An 18,386-nucleotide genomic window follows, 5' to 3' on the forward strand; every position below is an offset into this window, starting at 1 on the left:
TCGCCACGCGGGGCAGATCCGCCTTGCGGTACGGTCTGAGTTGCGTCAGGAGTGTGGCGGTCATCTTGGTCACCGCAACCGGGAATGGAACGATCCCGAGGTGTCGGCTGTAAGGCACAGGGCGCATCGGGGTACAAGGGTGGTCGGCGGTTTTTTCGTTTTGGCGAGCTTCTAATGGGACGTGGTCGTGATTTCAGGGAGCCGCGCCGTCGCGGCTTCGACGAGGGTGGTGGCGAGCCGCGGTGGCCTGACCAGGCGCCGCAGGGCAGCTACGGCGGTGGCTATGGTGGCGGTGGCGGTGGCTACGGCGGTGGTGGCGGTGGTGGTTACGGCGGCGGCGGCTTCGGCGGCGGCGGCGGTGGCTTCGACCGTGGTCCCTCGCGCAGCGCTGCCCCCTCGGGGCCGGAGCGCGACGCGACGGTCAAGTGGTTCAACAAGGAGAAGGGCTTCGGCTTCGTCGAGCTGGGCGACGGCTCGGGCGACGCCTTCCTCCACATCCGCGCCGTCGAGGCGGCCGGTCACGCCGATCTGATGCCGGGCACCCGCCTGACCGTCCAGACCGCGCAAGGCCAGAAGGGCCCGCAGGTGACCAACATCACCAGCGTCGACACCAGCACGGCCGAGGCTCCGGTCCGTCGCGATCCGCGTCCCCCGCGGGCCGGTGGCTTCGGCGGTGGCGGCTTCGGTGATCGCGCCGGTGGCGGTGGCGGCGGCGGCGGTGGTGGCCGCTTCGCCTCGGGTCCGTCGACCGAGATGAGCGGCACCGTGAAGTGGTACGATCCCGCCAAGGGCTTCGGCTTCGTCTCGGTCAAGGATGGCGGCAAGGACGTGTTCATCCACCGCTCGGCGCTCGCCCGCGCCGGCCTCGAGTCGCTCGCCGAGGGCCAGTCGGTCACCATGGGCGTGGTCGAGGGCATGAAGGGCCGCGAGGCGCAGAGCATCAGCGTGGACTGATCCTCGGTGCGTGCACGCCGGATGATCGATTGACATGGATGGAGCGGTGGCCGTTGGCCGCCGCTCCTTTTCCTATGAGGGCCATCTCCCTATGAGGGCCATCGTGGTAGGTTTCGCCTCGGCCGGCATGCGGGCTTGCCTCGTCTTGACCCGGCTTGTCTCGGCCCGTTTCATGCTCGCCGGGTTCGCGCTGGCCAGCGCCCTCTCCGGCCCGGCGGCCGCGGAGGACTTCACCGGCTTCTATGCCGGAATCAATGCCGGCTACGGCTGGGTCAAGGAGCGCCCTGACAACGGAACGGTCGGCGCGCCCCGTCCCGGCCGATCCTTGCCCACTTGGAACACCCCGGAGGCCGACGGCTTGCCGCCGAGCGCCGCCCGGGCCGCCGACCGCAACCCGGCCCTGTCCGGCCGGGGCGGGGGTCGCTGACGGAGCCTCACCGCCGCCGGGATGCGTGGAGCGGGGCACCTTTGCGGCAAGCCTGTGCGTGCGGAACCGTCGCGTCTGTGGCATGATGCAGGCCGAACCCAATCGGGCTCGGGACCCCTTCACGATGACCACCGTTCACGACGTCACCCCGGACCAGTTGCGCGGGCTGGAAGCCGCCGGCGAGGCCGCCCTCAATGCCGCACTCGGCCGGCTGCCGGCCCATGAGCGCGAAGCCTACTGGGCCTCTGTGCGCCGCGCCTACAACGCGCCTTACAATGATGCAGTGAAGAAGCCGCGGGCGGGCATGGTGGCGCAGGCGCGGGCTGTGTGACGCAATGTTTCGACCGGGGGCATCGCCCGCGCCGGTCGCCTGTCAAACGCTCCCCCGCACCGGACCTCGGGCTTGGCCGAGGTCGGCACCCACAATGGAACCTCGGGCTTGCCCGAGGTCCGCGTCCGTCGGCCCATGCCGGGACGCCCGAAGGATGGGCCCTGATCGACAGCAGCCGGGAGAGCGGCAGCGCGCGACGCTGATCCAGCCCGCCCGCGTCGGAACGGTTCCGCCGTATCCAGATACGTCGTCCCGTCTCCCGCCCCACGCCCGAAGGCTTCGCACTCACCGTGGTGCAACCCTCTCCCATCCCAGTCGGGCTTGCCCAACTTGGGCACGGGACCGCATCGGGCACGAGACCACGGAACTCGGGCAAGCCCGAGTTCCGTGGGAGGAGGGTTTGGTTCAGGCGCGATGGGCGCCCGCCGTCCTCATGGTTCCGGCCGGCTCTCGGCCTTCCGGCTCATTTGGCCCCGCCGACTCACTTGGCCCCACCGACTCACTTGGCCCCACCGACTCACTTGGCCTTCTTGGCCCGCTCGATGCCCTCAAGGATCAGGCGCTGTGCCTCGGCCTTGTCGCCCCAACGCACGATCTTCACCCACTTGCCGGGCTCGAGATCCTTGTAGTGCTCGAAGAAGTGCTGGATCTGGTGGATCGTGATGTCGGGCAGGTCGGTGTAGTTCTCGATGCGGTCGTAGCGCTTGGTCAGGTTGCGCGACGGGACGGCGATGATCTTCTCGTCCTCGCCGGCATTGTCCTCCATCACCAGCACGCCGACCGGGCGCACGCTCATCACGGCGCCGGGCACGATCGCCCGGGTGTTGGCGATCAGCACGTCGCACGGGTCGCCGTCGCCCGACAGGGTGTGCGGAATGAAGCCGTAATTCCCCGGATAATGCATCGCGGTGTAGAGGAAGCGGTCGACGATCAGCGTCCCGGCTTCCTTGTCCATCTCGTACTTGATCGGCTCGCCGCCGACCGGCACCTCGATGACGACGTTGACATCTTCGGGCGGATTCTTGCCGATGGAGATGGCATCGAGGCGCATGAGCAAACTCCCTGCAAGGGCGTCGAATGCCCTTGATTGGCGCGGTCCTTAGAGGGCCGCGGGCGCCTGCACAAGCACCCGAACGCAACGGCCGCCGTGACAGTCGAGGAGACGGTCCGGTGTGGCCGCGGCGATCGTGAAAACCGGCCATGCCGGGCCCGTTGCTGCGGATGAGTATCGATTGTGCAGGTCATGCCCACGGGCGATCACCCGCGAGGCAGGGCGGCGGTCGCCGCCCCTCCCCCGCCAGCCGGTCAGCCGAAGAGGTAGGCCACCTTGTGCAGCTCGGCCCCGGCGATGCGGTCGCAGGATTCGGCCACCACGCGCCCGCCCATCCGCTCGTAGAAGTCCCGCGCCCGGTCGTTCTCCGTCAGCGACCACACCGCGATCCGGCGCACGTCCCGGTCGGCCAGGTCGTTGCGCACCGCCCGGAAGAGGCGGGTGCCGTAGCCGAGGCCCTGATAGGTCGGCGAGAGGTAGATCTCGTCGATCTCGCCCTCGGCCTTCAGCGCCCGGTCGCGGCAGCGGCCGTAGGAGACGTAGCCGATGACGCTCTCGCCCAGCTCCAGCACCACAAGGGGCCGGCTGCGACCGATGGTGGAGCGCCACCAGCGCGGCCCGCGCCGGGCCAGCATTCGGTCGAGGGCGACGCCCGGGATGATGCCCTGATAGGCTTCGCGCCAGGCGGCGTCGAAGATCTCCGACAGCATCCCGGCATCCTGGTCCCGGGCCCGGCGAATGCTGACGACCTGAGTGCTCACGGCCTTCCCCCTCGATTGTTAGCCGACGGATCGCGTCCCCACGATGCGGGGGAGGCGTCGCAAGCGCAATGCCAGGCTTGTGCGCCGGCTCATCCGCGGCGTCGTCGTTGCGGCCGGGTCACGCGGCTGCTAGAGCGGCATGCTGCCCGTCCCGGCGAAGCGTGTATCGTCCCTTAAAGCCAGGCGCCTTCCCCTTCGTGCTCAACCGCTTTCTCCCGCCCGAGACCCGCTACGCCCGCCGCATGGCCCGCATCGCCCGCTGGGAGCAGCCGATCGTCGGTCCGGGCGGGCGCCTGCGCGCCTGGGCCAACATGCTGCTGATCGATCACGGGGTGATCCGCCTGGCCTATCTCAACCGGCATCGGATCGGGCGCGGGATGGTCTGGCGCTCGGCCCAGCCGGCGCCGCACGATCTCGCCTGGTTCCGGCGCCAGGGCGTCCGCACGATCATCTCGCTGCGCGGCGGGCGCGAGCACGGGTCCTGGCAATTGCAGCGCGAGGCGTGCGAGCGCGAAGGATTGCAGCTCGTCGAGTTCGTGATGCGATCGCGCGAGGCGCCCGACCGGGCGACGCTGCTCGCCGCCAAGGACTTCTTCGCCGGCCTCACCTACCCGGCCGTGCTGCACTGCAAGTCCGGTGCCGACCGGGCCGGGCTTGCCGCGGCCCTCTACCTGATCCTGCACGAGGGGCGGCCGGTGCGCGAGGCGGCGCGCCAGCTCTCGGCCCGGTTCGGCCATTTCCGCTTCGCCAAGACCGGCATCCTCGATGCGTTCTTCGAGCGCTACCTGACCGAGGGCGAGCCGAAAGGCCTCAGCTTCCTCGACTGGGTCGAGCACGTCTACGACCCGGAGGCGCTCAAGCGCGACTTCCGCACCGGCCTGTGGTCGGACCTGCTGGTGGACCGGCTGCTGCGGCGGGAGTGAGCCGCGCCATCCGGGTCCGGCCCGTCCTCAGCCGGCGCCCTGGACGATCACCCCATACCAGCCGAGGCCGCGATAGGTCTCGTAGCCGGGCGTGCGGTGATAGGCGACGACGCCCTTGTTGCCGGCCAGGAGCTTGTCGCCAGCGGGGACCTTGCCGCCTTCCCTCGGCACCACGCCGCTCACCGGATCGTCGCGGTCGAAGCGCAGCCGCTCGCTCAGGAGGCCGACGCCGTCGCTCGCCGCGATCACCCGCTGGGTGCCATCGACGAGGAGCACCCGCGTCCGGGCCCGGTCCTCGGGGGCCACCCGCACGCCCTGCACGATCGCCCGGGCCTGCGGCTCCCAGTCGAAATGGATCGCCAGCACGCCGAGGGGGGCTCCCGCGGCCTCGCCGTCCTGGCGCACGCTGGCGCAGTAGGTCGCCACCTGCGCGCCGCCGAGCCGGGATTCGGTCCGGATGTCGGCCGCGCTATACGCATCGCCCGAGGCCAGGGCGGCGGCCTCCCGGAACCACGGCTCCTGCGCGACGCTCTGGCCGCGCAGGCCGGGGAAGCGGTCGGGCCGGCCGGTGGCGAGGATGCGGCCGTCGCGGTCGCACAGCCAGAGGTCGAGATAGACCGTGTAGGCGGACAGGATGACGCCGAGCCGCCGCTCGGCGAAGGCCGCGGCCGCAGCGGCCGGCGCCGCCGCGCAGGCCACCACCGCGGCGTCGGTCGCCCACCAGCGCACGTCGCAGGTCCGCTCGTAGAGGTTGCGGTCGATCAGTTCCACCGCGTTGAGGGCGAGGTCGACTAGGCGCTCGCCCTGCGCCCGGGACACCAGCCGGGAGACCTGCTCCTGCAATCCGACGATGCGACCGTCGACATCGGCGTCCAGCTCCCGGGCGAGCCGGGCGATCGCCTCGCCGACGGCGCCGACCTCGTTCGCCACCACCGTGAAGCCGCGGCCATGCTCGCCGACCCGGCTGCTCTCGATGCGGGCGTTGAGCGCCAGCATCTTCACCTGGCTGGTGATCCGGCGGATGCGCTCGGTCTTGTCGTGTGCGGCCTGGCGCAGGGTCGCCGCCGCGGCGGCGATGTCCGACAGGGCGCCACCGCCCCCTGCCGGAGGGGCGCCCGCCTTCTGGACCTGGTTCGTCACGGCGCGTCTCCTCCGTCCGGGTTGTTGCCCGGATGCGGCCGTGAGTGTCGGACGGCTATGTTTAAGAAAGTGCGTCCGCTGCGATGTCGAGGACGCTCGTCGGTCCAACGGGACCACGGTCGTCGATGGTGCAAGCGGGGATGCGGGGTCTTGCACGCGGCGCGACCCTGGATGAGGCGTCGCCATTCCTTTGCGGAACGAGCGACGCCGTCCGGCTGGCGCCTCAGCCCTGGCGGGCCGGGGTGGTCACGGTGAGGCCGTCCAGTTCGGGCTTGAGCCGGATCTGGCACGACAGACGCGAACTCGGCCGCACGTCCGAGGCGAAGTCCAGCATGTCCTGCTCCATCGGCTCGGCCGGGCCGACAGCCTCCGCCCAGTCGTCTCCGACATAGACGTGGCAGGTCGCGCAGGCGCAGGCGCCGCCGCATTCCGCGTCGATGCCCGGCACGTTGTTGCGGATCGCGGTCTCCATCACGGTCGAGCCGACCTCGCCCTTCACGGTGCGGGGTGTGCCGGCGGCATCGACATAGGTGATCTGGACCATCTGGGACTCCGGAAGCCTCGAGCGCGGCCGCGGATCGGGCGGAGGACGCGGCGCGGTCTGATTGGCGGCTGCCGCCCCGGAATGCAAGCGCGCCGTGCGTCGCGCGGCACGGGCGCCGCAGCACGGGTTGCGTCTCAGGTCTGCGGCCGGCCGGCCGGGCCGGAGAGGAGCGCCAGGGTCTCGTCGACGGCGAGGGACAGCGCCGGCGCCAGGCCGCGCGCCGCCTCGCCGTCTCCGGCCCGCAGGGCCGCCTCCAGCCGCCCGGCCAGGGCCGCCACGCGGTCGGCGCCGACGCCGAGGGCCGAGCCCTTCAGGGTATGAGCGAGGTCCGCCCGGGCCTCGGGCGCCGGATCTGCGCCGGCGATGCGAGGGGGCACCAGATCGGGCATCAGCCGCGCGCATTGCTCCGCGAACAGGGCCAGCACCTCGCGGGCGAGATCCGCGTCGCCGAAGGTCTGCCGGTCGAGGTGCGCGCGGTCGAAGAGCGTCTCCATCGGGGTCTCTCGCGGTGATCTATCTTTACGTCAGGGCGGATGCCCCAGATCCCGCAGGCCCAGGCCGGATGCAAGATCCCGAGGCAAGATCCCGACGCGAGATCACGGGCCCGGGCGGCTGTGGGCGACGGGTTCCGGCGGATCCGGTGGAAGGCTGTCCACAGCGTGCTCAGGGCCCGCCCGGTCCCGCCGGCTGGTGGGCAAAGTCGAGACTCTGCCGGAGGATAGCAGCATCGGGCGCCGGGCGCCGGGCACATAGTAACCATTCCGTTAAGCTTTTTGGGAAGGTTGGCGCCGCCTGGGTATCCGGCTGGTACTCCTTGCGTCTAAGGTTCTCGTGGTAAACCGCTGAGATCGCGACGGCTGGCGGCAGGGCGCGGGTTTCGCGGGATCTCGGGGATGATGCGGCGCGGCGGCCCTCGCGGGCTGCCCGGCGGCGTTCATGGCGTAACGAGGCGTTCGATGGCGACGGAAAAGAAGCTCAAGGATCCGGCGGAAGCGGCGCTGTCGGCGATTGAGCAGGCCTTGAACCTGGACCATCCGGCCGGTCCGGACGGCCGGGCGCCCGATGCCCGATCGACGGAGTCTCCGGAGGGCGGCCGGGTCGAGCCCCGGCTGCCCGACGTGCACGACGCCGATCCGTTGGCCGACACCCTGGCGAATTCCGGCACTGTCCGCGAGCCCGGCTTCGACGGCAGCCCCCTGCCCGGCTCCCGCGACGGCCGCCGCGAGGGCGGGCTCCTGCGCGAGGGCGGGCTCCTGCCGCCCGACCGGTCCCTCGTCGCCAACGACGACCGCCGCAGCGTCGGGGCCCTCCAGCAGACCCTCCGCATCGCGCCGTCGCGGACCCCCTACGCCGTCGCCAGCCTCGCCGCCCTGCTCTGGCTCGCCGTGTTCGCGATCCTCGCCTGGAGCCAGTCCGGCGGTGACCTGCGCGGCTTCGCCTCCGGCCTCAGCGGCCTTCAAGGCGCGGTCGGCGCCGCCGCCGTGCTCGCTCCGGTGATGCTGTTCTACATCGCCGCGATGCTGGCGGTGCGCGCCCAGGAGATGCGCCACGTCGCCCGCGCGGTCGGCGAGGTGGCGATCCGGCTCGCCGAGCCCGAGGGCTTCTCCACCGACGCCGTTCTGACCATGTCGCAGGCGGTCCGCCGCGAGGTCGCGGCGGTCGGCGACGGCGTCGAGCGGGCGCTCGCCCGGGCCGGCGAACTCGAGACCCTGGTGCGCGGCGAGATCTCGACCCTGGAGCGCGCCTATTCCGACAACGAGATCCGCATCCGCTCCTTGGTCGAGGAGCTGGTGGCCCAGCGCGAGTCGATCGTCGCCAATGCCGAGCGGGTGCGCGGCGCGATCCAGGGCTCGCACCAGAACCTGACCCAGGAGCTCGACACCGCGGCCGAGCGCATCGTGACGGCGGTGGACGGTGCCGGCGAGCGGGTCACCGCGGCGCTCGGTGCCCGCGGCGACGCGATCACGGCGGCGATCGGCGATCGCGGCGAGAGGGTCACGGCCGCCCTGGCGGCCACGGGCGACCGGGTGGTCGAGGCGGTGGCCGGGCGCGGCGACGACCTGGTCCAGCGCCTCGTCGCCACGAGCGAGGGCGTGAAGGCCGATCTCGGCACCGTCGGCGATTCCCTGAGCCGGGCGCTGGAGACCCGCGCCGTCGCGGTGACCGACGCCTTCGAGCGCACCGGCGGCCTCCTCACCCGGACGCTGGCCGAGAATGCCGGCTCCGTCGCCCGCACCCTCGCGGAGACCGGAGCCGAGGTCATCGAGGCCCTCAACCGCGAGGGCGCCCAGGTCCGCGACGCCTTCGAGCGCTCGGCGCAGGGGCTGGAGGAGCGCTTCCTCGCCCGCGGCACCGACCTCACCGAGCGCTTCGCCGAGACGGGCAGCACGATCACCGAGCGCTTCGCCGCCTCCGGCAGCGCCATCGCGGCCCATATTGCGGACCGCGGCGTCGCCTTGCGCGAGGAGATCGAGCAGGCCGGCAACGGCGTCGCCGCCGCCATCGAGGCCCGGGCGGCCGCCGCCGAGGCCGGGCTCGCCCAGGCCAGTGACGGCGTCATCACGGCCTTCGGCGACCGCGCCGCCCGGGTGCGCGACGATCTCTCGACCCTGGTCGAGGACGCCGCCCAGGCCCTCGGCGTGCGCGGCGCCGACCTCTCGGCTCGCCTCGAGGAGACGATTGGACGCGTCGAGGAGGTGCTGGTCGGCCATGGCGGCAACCTGGAGCGCAGCCTCGACCAGACCGGCGAGCGCGTCGCCACCCTGGTCGCGGAGCGGACCGGCGAGGCCGAGGGCCGGATCGGCCAGGCCCTGGCCGGCCTCGCCGCGGCTTTCGAGGCGCGCAGCCGCGACCTGGCCGAGGGCCTCGACCGGCGCACCCAGGAGACGCAGGCGGCGCTGGCCCTGGCCGCCGACACCCTGCAAGGCGGCTTCGCGGCCCGCACGGCCGATGCCGGCGAGGCCCTGCGCCGCACCGCGGACGTGATCGGCGCCGATCTCGACGCCCGCGCCGCCGCCCTGGCCGACCGCTTCCGGCAGGCCGCGGAATCCGCGACCGGCCATGTCGGCGAGCAGGCCGAGACTGCCGCCGCCGCCTTCGCCCGCGCGGCCGACGAGGCCAGCCACGCCGTCGCGGCCCGCGCCCAGACCCTCGACGAGACCCTGCGCGGCACGATCGAGCACCTGACGCGCCGGGCCGAGGACCTGTCCGCCTCCCTGGCGCTCGCGGCGGAAACCGCCACCGGTGCCCTCGATGGCCGCACCGCCACCGCCGCGGCGGCGTTCGTGGCCGCGGCCGAGGAGGCCGGTCGCCTGATCGGCGAGCGCACCGACATCGCCGACGCCTCCCTGCGCGCGGCGCTCGCCGGCCTCGCCGAGCGGGCCGAGGCGGCGGCGGCGGCGCTGACGGCGTCGGCCGACACCGTCGGGGACGCGCTGGAGGCCCGTTCGGTGGAAGCCGCCGGGATCATGCGCCGCGCTGCCGAGCAGGCGACGGGCGCGCTCGGCACCCGCACGGTCGAGGTGGCGCACATCTTCCGGCGCACCCTGGAGACCACCGGCGCCGAGCTGGGCGCCCGGGCCGAGGAGGCCGCCGAGGTGCTGCGCCGTGCCGCCGAGACGGCGACCGGTGCGGTCGGGACCCGGACCGCGGAGACCGTGGAGGCGTTCCGTCAGGGCGCCGAGGAGGCGAGCGGTGCCTTGCAGGCGCGCCTCGCCGAGGCCGCTTCGTCCTTCGCCCGGGTGGCCGAGGAGGCGGCGCAGGTGATCGGGGTCCGGGCCGGCGAGGCCGATGCCGCGCTGCACGGCGCCGTGGTCGGCCTGGCGGGCCGGGCCGAGGAGGCCGCTCTGGCGATCGGCCGCGCCGCCGAGACGGCGACCGGCGCCCTCGACGAGCGGACGCTGGCGGCGGCGACGGCCTTCGCGCAAGCGGCGGAGGCGGCGAGCCGCCTGGTGGCCGAGCGCGGCGAGGCGACCGACGCGACCATGCGCGGGACGGTCGAGCGCCTGACACGTCAGGCCGAGGAGGTGACGGCCGCCATCGCGCAGGCGGCCGAGAGCGCCACCGGCGCTCTCGACGGGCGCACGGCCACGGCGGCCGCGGCCTTCGTGACCGCGGCCGAGGAGGCGAGCCGCCTGATCGGCGAGCGGACCGAGACCGCGGACGCCTCCCTGCGCACGGCTTTGGCTGGCCTCGCCACGCGGGCCGAGACGGCGGCGGCGGCGCTGACGGCGTCGGCCGACACCGTCGGGGATGTGCTCGAGACCCGGTCGGTGGAAGCTGCCGAGATCATGCGCCGGGCCGCCGAGCAGGCGACGGGCGCGCTCGGCACCCGCACGGTCGAGGTGGCGCACATCTTCCGGCGCACCCTGGAGACCACCGGCGCCGAGCTGGGCGCCCGGGCCGAGGAGGCCGCCGAGGTGCTGCGCCGTGCCGCCGAGACGGCGACCGGTGCGGTCGGGACCCGGACCGCGGAGACCGTGGAGGCGTTCCGTCAGGGCGCCGAGGAGGCGAGCGGTGCCTTGCAGGCGCGCCTCGCCGAGGCGGCGGCGTCCTTCGCCCGGGTGGCCGAGGAGGCGGCGCAGGTGATCGGGGTCCGGGCCGGCGAGGCCGATGCGGCGCTGCACGGCGCCGTGGTCGGCCTGGCGGGCCGGGCCGAGGAGGCCGCTCTGGCGATCGGCCGCGCCGCCGACACCGCGACCGGCGCCCTCGACGAGCGGACGCTGGCGGCGGCGACGGCCTTCGCGCAGGCGGCGGAGGCGGCGAGCCGCCTGGTGGCCGAGCGCGCGAGCGTGGCCGATGCGACCCTGCGGGGCGCCGTCGACGGCCTGTCGCAGCGCGGCGCGGCGGTGGCCGCGGCGATCGCCGCGGCGGCCGAGCAGGCGACCGGGGATGTCGATACGCGCACCCTGGCGGCGGCCTCGGCCTTCGCCCGTGCCGCCGAGGAGGCTGGCCGCCTGGTGGCCGAGCGCGGCGAGGCGACCGACGCGACCCTGCGCGGGACGGTCGAGCGCCTGACACGTCAGGCCGAGGAGGTGACGGCCGCCATCGCGCAGGCGGCCGAGAGCGCCACCGGCGCCCTCGACGGGCGCACGGCCACGGCGGCCGCGGCCTTCGTGACCGCGGCCGAGGAGGCGAGCCGCCTGATCGGCGAGCGGACCGAGACCGCGGACGCCTCCCTGCGCACGGCCTTGGCTGGCCTCGCCACGCGGGCCGAGACGGCGGCGGCGGCGCTGACAGCGTCGGCCGACACCGTCGGGGATGCGCTCGAGACCCGGTCGGTGGAAGCCGCCGAGATCATGCGCCGGGCCGCCGAGCAGGCGACGGGCGCGCTCGGCACCCGCACGGTCGAGGTGGCGCACATCTTCCGGCGCACCCTGGAGACCACCGGCGCCGAGCTGGGCGCCCGGGCCGAGGAGGCCGCCGACGTGCTGCGCCGTGCCGCCGAGACGGCGACCGGTGCGGTCGGGACCCGGACGACGGAGACCGTGGAGGCGTTCCGCCAGGAGGCCGAGGCGGCTGCCGGCGCCTTGCAGGCGCGCCTCGCCGAGGCGGCGGCGTCCTTTGCCCGGGTGGCCGATGAGGCCGCGCACGGGATCGGCGCACGGGCCGGCGAGGCCGACACGGCTTTGCACGGCCTCATGATGAGCCTGGCGGGCCGGGCCGAGGAGGCCGCGCAGGCGATCGGCCGCGCCGCCGACACCGCGACCGGCGCCCTCGACGAGCGGACGCTGGCGGCGGCGGCCGCCTTCGCCCAGGCGGCGGACGCGGCCAGCCGTCTCGTGGCCGAGCGGACGCAGGCCACCGACGCGACCCTGCGCGGCGCGGTCGAGCACCTGACGCGCCAGGCCGAGGACGTCTCGGCGGCCCTGGCGCTGGCGGCGGAATCCGCCACCGGCGCCCTCGACAGCCGCCTCGCCGAGGTGGGTTCCACCTTCGACGGCAAGGGCCGCGCGCTGGCCAACCTGATCGGCCGGCATGCCGAGGAGACCCATGAGCGTCTCGCCGCGACTGGCCGCGACATCGTCGTGGCGGTGGCGAGCCAGGGCGCCCGGGTCAACGACGCCCTCGACAAGACCGGTGCGGCCCTCGCCAGCGCCGCCGAGACTGGCGGCCGCGCGATCGACGAGGTGCTGACGAACCGCCTGACGGCGCTCCAGGAGGCCATCGCCCGCGGCGACATCCTGGCCGACCGCATCTCCCGCGACACCCACCAGCTCGCCGACAGCGTCTCGGGCCGCCTGGAGGAGATGGACCGCCTCATCACGGTCCAGGGCCGCGCCGTGGCCGAGACCATCGCCGAGCGCACCCGCGAGGCCCGGGAGGCGGTCGAGGCGCAGCTCGGCGCGCTGGAGGACCGCTCGGCCAAGCGCACCGCCGAGATCGGCGCCACCTTCAGCACCATGGTGGCCCATGTCGACCAGCATATCGGCGCCCGCGCCACGGCGCTGAACGAGGCGCTGATCGTGCGGGCCGGCGAGATGGCCCGGGTGATGGCCGAGGGCGGCCGCGAGGTCGCCCAGGCCCTCGACGGCCGCGCCGACGAGCTGGCCCGCGCCATCACCGCCCGCAGCCAGGCGATGAGCGACACCCTGACCGCCCGCGTGAGCGAGATCGGCGACGAGCTCGGCCGCCGCACCGAGGAGCTGACCCGCTCCCTCGACACCGGCGCCGCGCGCTTCGACGAGCGGGTCATCGCCCGCCTCGAAGCCCTGGCCCAGGCCATCGACGAGCGCGGCCGCATCGTCGACGAGACCTTCGGCCTCAAGGCCGAGGAGGCCCTGCGCGTGATCGAGAGCCGCACCCGTCGCCTCGACGAGGAGCTGGGCGCCCGCACCCGCGAGCTGGTCACCTTCGTGGAGACCCACAGCGGCGAGGCGAGCCGCGACCTCGCGCAGCGGGCCGAGGCGATCCGCACCGCCTTCGAGGGCCGCAGCGACGACCTGGCGCGCCTCGTCGACGAGCGCACCGCCGCCATGGCGCGGGAGATCGACGCGCGTGGCCAGGCGGTGGTCGGCGCCCTCGCCGGCCGCATGACCGAGCTGGCGCGGCTGTTCGACCGCGGCGGCACCGCCCTGTCCGATCTCGTCGGCAAGCGCGGCGAGAGCGTGCTCGGCGCCCTCCGCGAGACGATCGAGGAGGCCGACCGGGTGCTGGCCGAGGGCTCGAACCGTCTTGGCGCGGCCATGGGCGACCGGAGCACGGCCCTCGCCACCCGGCTCGACGAGCAGGCCGCAGCGTTGCGCAGCCTCCTCGACGGCCAGTCCGCGGCGATGCAGGCCGGCTTCGACGATCGTCTCCGTGCCCTGCACGACGCGCTGGAGCAGCGCTCGGCCGCGGTCCGCCGCCTCCTCGACGACCAGGCCGGCACCCTCGGCGCCGTGATGGACGAGCGGGTCGGCGCCCTGAGCGGCCTCCTCGTCGCCGGTGGCGACACCCTGGCTGCCTCGCTCGAGGAGCGCGTCGGCCGGGCGGTCGGCACCGTCGACCAGCGCACCCACGCCCTCGCGCGTCTCTTCGACGACCGCCTCGCCGCCCTCGACACCCTGGTGGAGAGCCGCGGCGCGGCCTTTGCCGAAGCGGTCGAGGCCCGGGCCCAGGCGCTTGCCGGGATGCTCGACGCCCGCGCCGAGGCGTTCGCCCGGGCGGCGCAGTCCGGCGGCACCAGCCTGTCGGGCCGCATCGATGCGGCCCTGCGCGACCTCGACGGCCTGATCGAGGCCCGGTCGCAGGCGCTTGAAACCACCCTCGACCGTCGCGGCGAGGCCCTGGCGGGCCTGATCGCGGCCCGGGGCGAGGAGGCCGCCGGCCTGCTCGAATCCCGCGTCGCGACCCTCGGCGACGCCGTGTCGCGCGGCGCCGAGGCCGTCGCCGGCCTCCTCTCCGAGCGCGAGGCCGGCCTCGGCGACGCCCTCGACGGGCACCGGACCGCCCTCGCCCGGACCCTCGACCGTCGCGTCGAGGCCCTGGCGGCCCTGCTGCGCGAGCGCGAGACGGCCATCGCCGGCACGATCGAGCAGGGCGGCGGCAACCTGGTGCGGCTCATCGACGGCCGCCAGCGGGCGCTTGCCGAGCTGACCGGTGCCGGCGACGTGCTGGCCCGCCGGGTGCAGGAGCGCATCGACGTGCTCGCCGCCACGATCCGCAGTGGCGGCGACGCGCTCGCCGGCCTGCTCGACTCCCGCAACAGCGACCTCGCCGAGACCTTCGACGATCGCGGCGCGGCGCTGGCCGCCCTGCTCGATGCCCGCGTGGCCGAGCTGTCCAATGCCCTCGAGCGCAGCCGCGCCGCCCTCGATGCGGTGCTCGGCGGTCAGGTCGAGGCCCTCGGCCGGCGGCTGGATGCCGGCGGCGAGGCGGTGGCCGAGCGCCTGCGCGCCAGCGTCGATGCCCTCGGCGGCACCGTCGAGGAGCGCGCGGCGGCCTTCGGTGCCCTGGTCGACGCCAAGGCGGCGGAGCTGGCCGCGCTGATGCAGGCCCGCACCGAGGCCCTGTCCGGCAGCGTCGACGAGCGCAGCGCTGCCTTCACGGCCCGGATCGACGGCCGGATGCGGGCCTTCGCGGCCCTGGTGGCAGCCCGCGGCGAAGCCCTGGCCGACGCCTTCGACGACCGCAGCGACGCCTATGCGGCGCTCGTCGATGCCCGCACGGCAGCGCTCACCGCGGCCCTCGACGAGCGGGTGGCGACCCTGCACGGCGCCATGGACGAGCGCTCCGCGGCCTTGGCCGCCACGGTGGACGAGCGCAGCGCCCAGCTCAGCTCGGGCTTCGACCGCCGGGCGGCGGCCTTCGCGGCGCTGATCGACCAGCGCAGCACCACCCTCACCCGGGCGCTCGCCGAGACCGCCCGCGACCTGACCCAGACCATCGACGGGCGCGGGGCCGAGCTGAATCGCGGCCTCGCCGAGCGGGTCGAGGCCCTGCGGCAGATCGTCGACGAGCGCGGCGGCGCCCTCGGGCAGAAGCTCGACGCGACCACCGCGTCGTTGCAGCGGACGATCGACCAGCGCGGCAGCGCCCTGGTGGCGGCGCTGACGGCCAGCGGCGAGACGGTGCAGGGCCTTGACCGCCAGGTGGCGCAGCTGCGCCACATCGTCGAGGGCCCCGGCACCGAGCTGGTGACGGTGCTCGCCCAGCGCAGCGAAGCCCTGGAGCGGGTGGTGAGCGAGGGCATGGGCGGTGCCGTGGCGGCGCTCGGCGAACGGGCCGAGACGCTGGCGGCCCTGTCCTCCGAGGCGGCCGAGACCCTGCGCCGGGCGGCCGACCAGGGCGCGGCCCGGGCGGTCGATGCCCTGACCCGTGTCAACCAGCGCCTCGGTGGCGAACTCGGCGGCCTGATCGGCCGGATCGAGGCCGCCTGCGGCGCTCTCCAGGATCTCATCGGCAAGTCCGGCGAGAACCTGTCGGCGATCGAGGGCGGGCTGTCCGGCCGGGTCGAGGAGATCCAGTCGGCCCTGGCCGAGATTGCCGCCGAGACCGGCAAGGCGTCCGACCGGGTCGCCGAGCAGGTCGGCGCGCTCCAGGGCGCGGCAACCGGGGCGCTGCGCCAGGCCGCCGGCCTCGCCGCGACGCTCGACGCCCGCGGCAAGGCGCTGACCGAGACCGCCCGCCAGCATATCGGCGACCTCACGGCCGCCGCCGGGCTGCTCGAAGGCGCCGAGGGCCGGGTCAACGCCTCCCTGGGCGAGCGCCAGGCCGAGATCGACGCCCTGCTCGGCAGCATCGATGCCCGCTCGGCGGCGCTCGCCGCCGCCACGGAGGGCGTCGGCGCCCGGGTCGAGGCGACGCTGAAGACCATCGAGGCGCGGACCCAGGCTCTGGGCCGCGAGATCGAGGCCAGCGCCCGCCAGGCCGGCAGCGCCGTGACGGAGGCGTTCGAGCGCCTGCGCGCCGGCACCGGCCAGGAAGGCGAGCGGACCGCCGAATCGGTTCGTCAGGCGGTGGCGGGCGCGTCCGGCGAGCTGCGCGAGGCGTTCGGCGATGCCGCCGAGCGCTTCCAGGGCACGGTGGAATCGCTGCGCGGCATGGCGACCGAGATCCGCCGCACCCTGGAGGAGATCCGCGGCGACCTGCAACGCGGCGTGGTCAGCATCCCGCAGGAGGCACAGGACGCCACCGGCGAGATGCGCCGGGTGGTGGCCGAGCAGATCAAGGCGCTCAACGAACTCTCGGCCCTGGTCCAGCGCTCGCCCCGTGCGGTCGATGTCGCGCAGCCCCGTGTCGCGGAAGCGGGCCGGCCCGCCCAGGCGGTCGCGGCGCCCCTCGCCGCGAAGCCGCAGGCTCCGGCTCAGGCCGCGGCCCAGCCGGCCCTGGTCCAGGCTCCGGCAAGGCCGCAGGCGCCCAAGCCCGTCGCCCAGGCTCCGAGGCACGCGGCCCAGGCGCCCGCTCAGGCCGCAGCTGTCCAGGCTCCCGGTGCGCAGGCTCCGGGCAACCCGACCCCGGCTCGCCCGGTTCAAGGGCCGGTCCAAGGGCCGGTTCAAGCCCCGGTCCAGGGCCCGGCCCGCCCGGTTCAGGCTCAGGCAGCGGCCCGCCCGGCCGCGCCACAAGCGGCGAGCCGGCCCGCCGGCGAGGCGCGGCGCGACGCCGCCCTCCCCCGTGCCGGGACCGGCGGCTGGCTCTCCGACCTCCTCACCCGCGCCTCGCTGGAGGATGAGGATCAAGCTCCTGCGGCCGCCAAGGTGGCGCCCGCCCGACCCGACCAGGGCACGCCGGTTCAGGGGCGGGCCGAGCCGGGCAAGGCGAGCCAGGGGGCCGAGACCGACCGGACCGGCTCGGGAGCGATCGACTCGATCTCCAGCAACATCGCCCGGATGATCGAGCACGTCGCCGCGGTGGACCTGTGGGAGCGCTACCGGCGCGGCGAGACGGACCTGTTCACCCGCCGCCTCTACACCGCGGAGGGCCAGCGGACCTTCGACGAGATCCGCCGCCGCTACCGCGCCGAGCCGGATTTCCGCCGGACCGTCGACCACTACGTGCGGGAGTTCGAGCGCCTGCTCGGCGAGGTCTCCCGCACCGACAAGGACCCGCGCCGGGCCAACGCCTATCTCACCTCGGAGAGCGGCAAGGTCTACACGATGCTGGCCCATGCCAGCGGGCGCTTCGAGGGGGCGTGAGCCCCTGAAGGCAAAAGTCCGCCCGACATGAACGAGGCCCCCTCCGGTCCGGCACCGGAGGGGGCCTTTCGTTGGGGCCGAGCCTTCGATGGGGGGCGAGGCATCCTGCGTCGACGGTGCTGCCGTGTGATACCAAGGGTCGTTGGAAACGACCTTTGGTGCCGTTCTCGAATTTTCGCTAAGGCTCTGGCCTAGCATCAAAAATTCGAGATGGGCCGACAGCCTGATGCGTGAGCGCAACCGGGGCGAACTCGCGGGCAAGCAGGACCGGCATTCTCGATCTCGCGGATGCGAGATGCCGTGTTTGCAAGGACTTGCGGCACCATCGAACCGCCCTGTGCGAGCCGTTTCGGGTTTTCGCCCGTGAATGTGCCCTGGCCACGGCGAAGCGTTGGCTGCCAAGGCAAGTCTGCTGAGCGCCCGAACCAGGGCCGACCACGCTCGCCAACCCGCGTCAGAGCAGGCCCAGCGACGCCAGCTCCCGCCGCATCGTCTCCGGCATCGCCGCGAGATCGCCGGCTGCACGATGCGAGATGTCGGGCGGGGCGTCCGAGGCCGCGAGGTAGCGCCAGCCCTGGAACGGTCGGCACGGCCGGGGCTCGACCGGGGTGACCTCCGGATCGAGGACGAGGCGGCAGCGGCCGACGCCCTCGGCATCGGTGAAGGGGCGGATCGCCAGCACCGGCTGGCGGCAGGCGATCTGGCCGCGGATCACCCAGTAGAGCGAGCCGGCGCCGACGATCTCGTCGCCGCGCTTGGGCACCATGCGGGTGATGTGGGCCTGCTCGTGGGGACGGCCCTGGCGCGCGGATTCGGCCCGGCGGGTGGCGATCCACTCCTCCAGGTCGGCGATGGACTCGCAGCCGACGCAGAGCTTGAGGAGGTGCAGGGACATCGCGGGCCGTGGCATCGGAGGGACGAGGTGTGGGGCTTCCCTGGGTCGCAATCTTGGCGCCCCGAGGGCGGGCCCCCGCGCTCCGGTGCGCTCCTCAGGTGAAGCGCGCGAGCTTCTCGTCGAGGGCGAGGTCGTCGATCTCCGCGAAGGCGTCCTCCAGCCCGACCGTGTCTTCGGCGACAGGCGTCGCTTCGCCGCGGACCGGCACCACTTCGTCGCGGTTGTGCACCGGTTCGTCGCGGACCG

The 18,386-nt window shown here is 74.3% G+C and carries 11 protein-coding genes; 5 read left to right on the plus strand and 6 right to left on the minus strand.

What is annotated here, in order from left to right; translation table 11 throughout:
- The first annotated feature begins 174 nt into the window (after window positions 1-174).
- The 3 genes from VP06_RS38505 (at window position 175) to VP06_RS03010 (ending at window position 1,712) form a co-directional block, all read left to right on the plus strand.
- A complete protein-coding gene (locus tag VP06_RS38505; RefSeq protein WP_048462358.1) occupies window positions 175-954 on the plus strand; it encodes a cold-shock protein in 780 nt (259 codons plus the stop codon).
- A 103-nt stretch (window positions 955-1,057) separates the two neighbouring features.
- Complete coding sequence (locus VP06_RS03005; protein WP_342586800.1) at window positions 1,058-1,381, plus strand: hypothetical protein; 324 nt, start codon at window positions 1,058-1,060, stop codon at window positions 1,379-1,381.
- A gap of 124 nt (window positions 1,382-1,505) precedes the next feature.
- A complete protein-coding gene (locus tag VP06_RS03010; RefSeq protein ID WP_048462369.1) occupies window positions 1,506-1,712 on the plus strand; it encodes a hypothetical protein in 207 nt (68 codons plus the stop codon).
- Between the two features lie 517 nt (window positions 1,713-2,229).
- Here the strand turns inward: VP06_RS03010 and ppa are convergent.
- Window positions 2,230-2,763 carry an inorganic diphosphatase gene (ppa, locus tag VP06_RS03015; protein WP_048462359.1) on the minus strand — a complete coding sequence of 178 codons (534 nt, stop codon included), beginning with the start codon at window positions 2,761-2,763 and terminating at the stop codon, window positions 2,230-2,232.
- A gap of 254 nt (window positions 2,764-3,017) precedes the next feature.
- Window positions 3,018-3,524, minus strand: coding sequence for a GNAT family N-acetyltransferase (locus VP06_RS03020; protein WP_048462360.1), 507 nt, complete (start codon window positions 3,522-3,524; stop codon window positions 3,018-3,020).
- Between the two features lie 197 nt (window positions 3,525-3,721).
- Here VP06_RS03020 and VP06_RS03025 point away from each other — a divergent pair, with 197 nt between their 5' ends.
- A complete protein-coding gene (locus VP06_RS03025; RefSeq protein WP_048462370.1) occupies window positions 3,722-4,447 on the plus strand; it encodes a fused DSP-PTPase phosphatase/NAD kinase-like protein in 726 nt (241 codons plus the stop codon).
- A gap of 27 nt (window positions 4,448-4,474) precedes the next feature.
- Here VP06_RS03025 and VP06_RS03030 read toward each other — a convergent pair whose 3' ends face one another.
- From VP06_RS03030 to VP06_RS03040, 3 genes are all read right to left on the minus strand, one after another.
- Window positions 4,475-5,533: a methyl-accepting chemotaxis protein gene (locus VP06_RS03030; protein WP_245291023.1), complete on the minus strand. Its 1,059-nt coding sequence runs from the start codon at window positions 5,531-5,533 to the stop codon at window positions 4,475-4,477.
- 277 nt (window positions 5,534-5,810) lie between these two features.
- Entirely contained in the window at window positions 5,811-6,131 is a 321-nt protein-coding gene (locus VP06_RS03035; protein ID WP_048462362.1) for a 2Fe-2S iron-sulfur cluster-binding protein, read from the minus strand.
- Window positions 6,132-6,265: 134 nt separating this feature from the next.
- On the minus strand, window positions 6,266-6,625 hold the full coding sequence (locus VP06_RS03040) for an Hpt domain-containing protein (RefSeq protein ID WP_048462363.1): 360 nt from the start codon (window positions 6,623-6,625) through the stop codon (window positions 6,266-6,268).
- A gap of 462 nt (window positions 6,626-7,087) precedes the next feature.
- On the opposite strand from VP06_RS03040, the gene VP06_RS03045 reads away from it, so the two are divergent.
- Window positions 7,088-17,245: an apolipoprotein A-IV repeat region-like domain-containing protein gene (locus VP06_RS03045; protein ID WP_048462364.1), complete on the plus strand. Its 10,158-nt coding sequence runs from the start codon at window positions 7,088-7,090 to the stop codon at window positions 17,243-17,245.
- Between the two features lie 454 nt (window positions 17,246-17,699).
- Here the strand turns inward: VP06_RS03045 and VP06_RS03050 are convergent, their stop codons facing one another.
- Entirely contained in the window at window positions 17,700-18,140 is a 441-nt protein-coding gene (locus tag VP06_RS03050) for a DUF1489 family protein (RefSeq protein ID WP_048462365.1), read from the minus strand.
- Window positions 18,141-18,386 lie beyond the last annotated feature (246 nt).

Source organism: Methylobacterium aquaticum (assembly GCF_001043915.1).
Classification (GTDB): Bacteria; Pseudomonadota; Alphaproteobacteria; order Rhizobiales; family Beijerinckiaceae; genus Methylobacterium; species Methylobacterium aquaticum.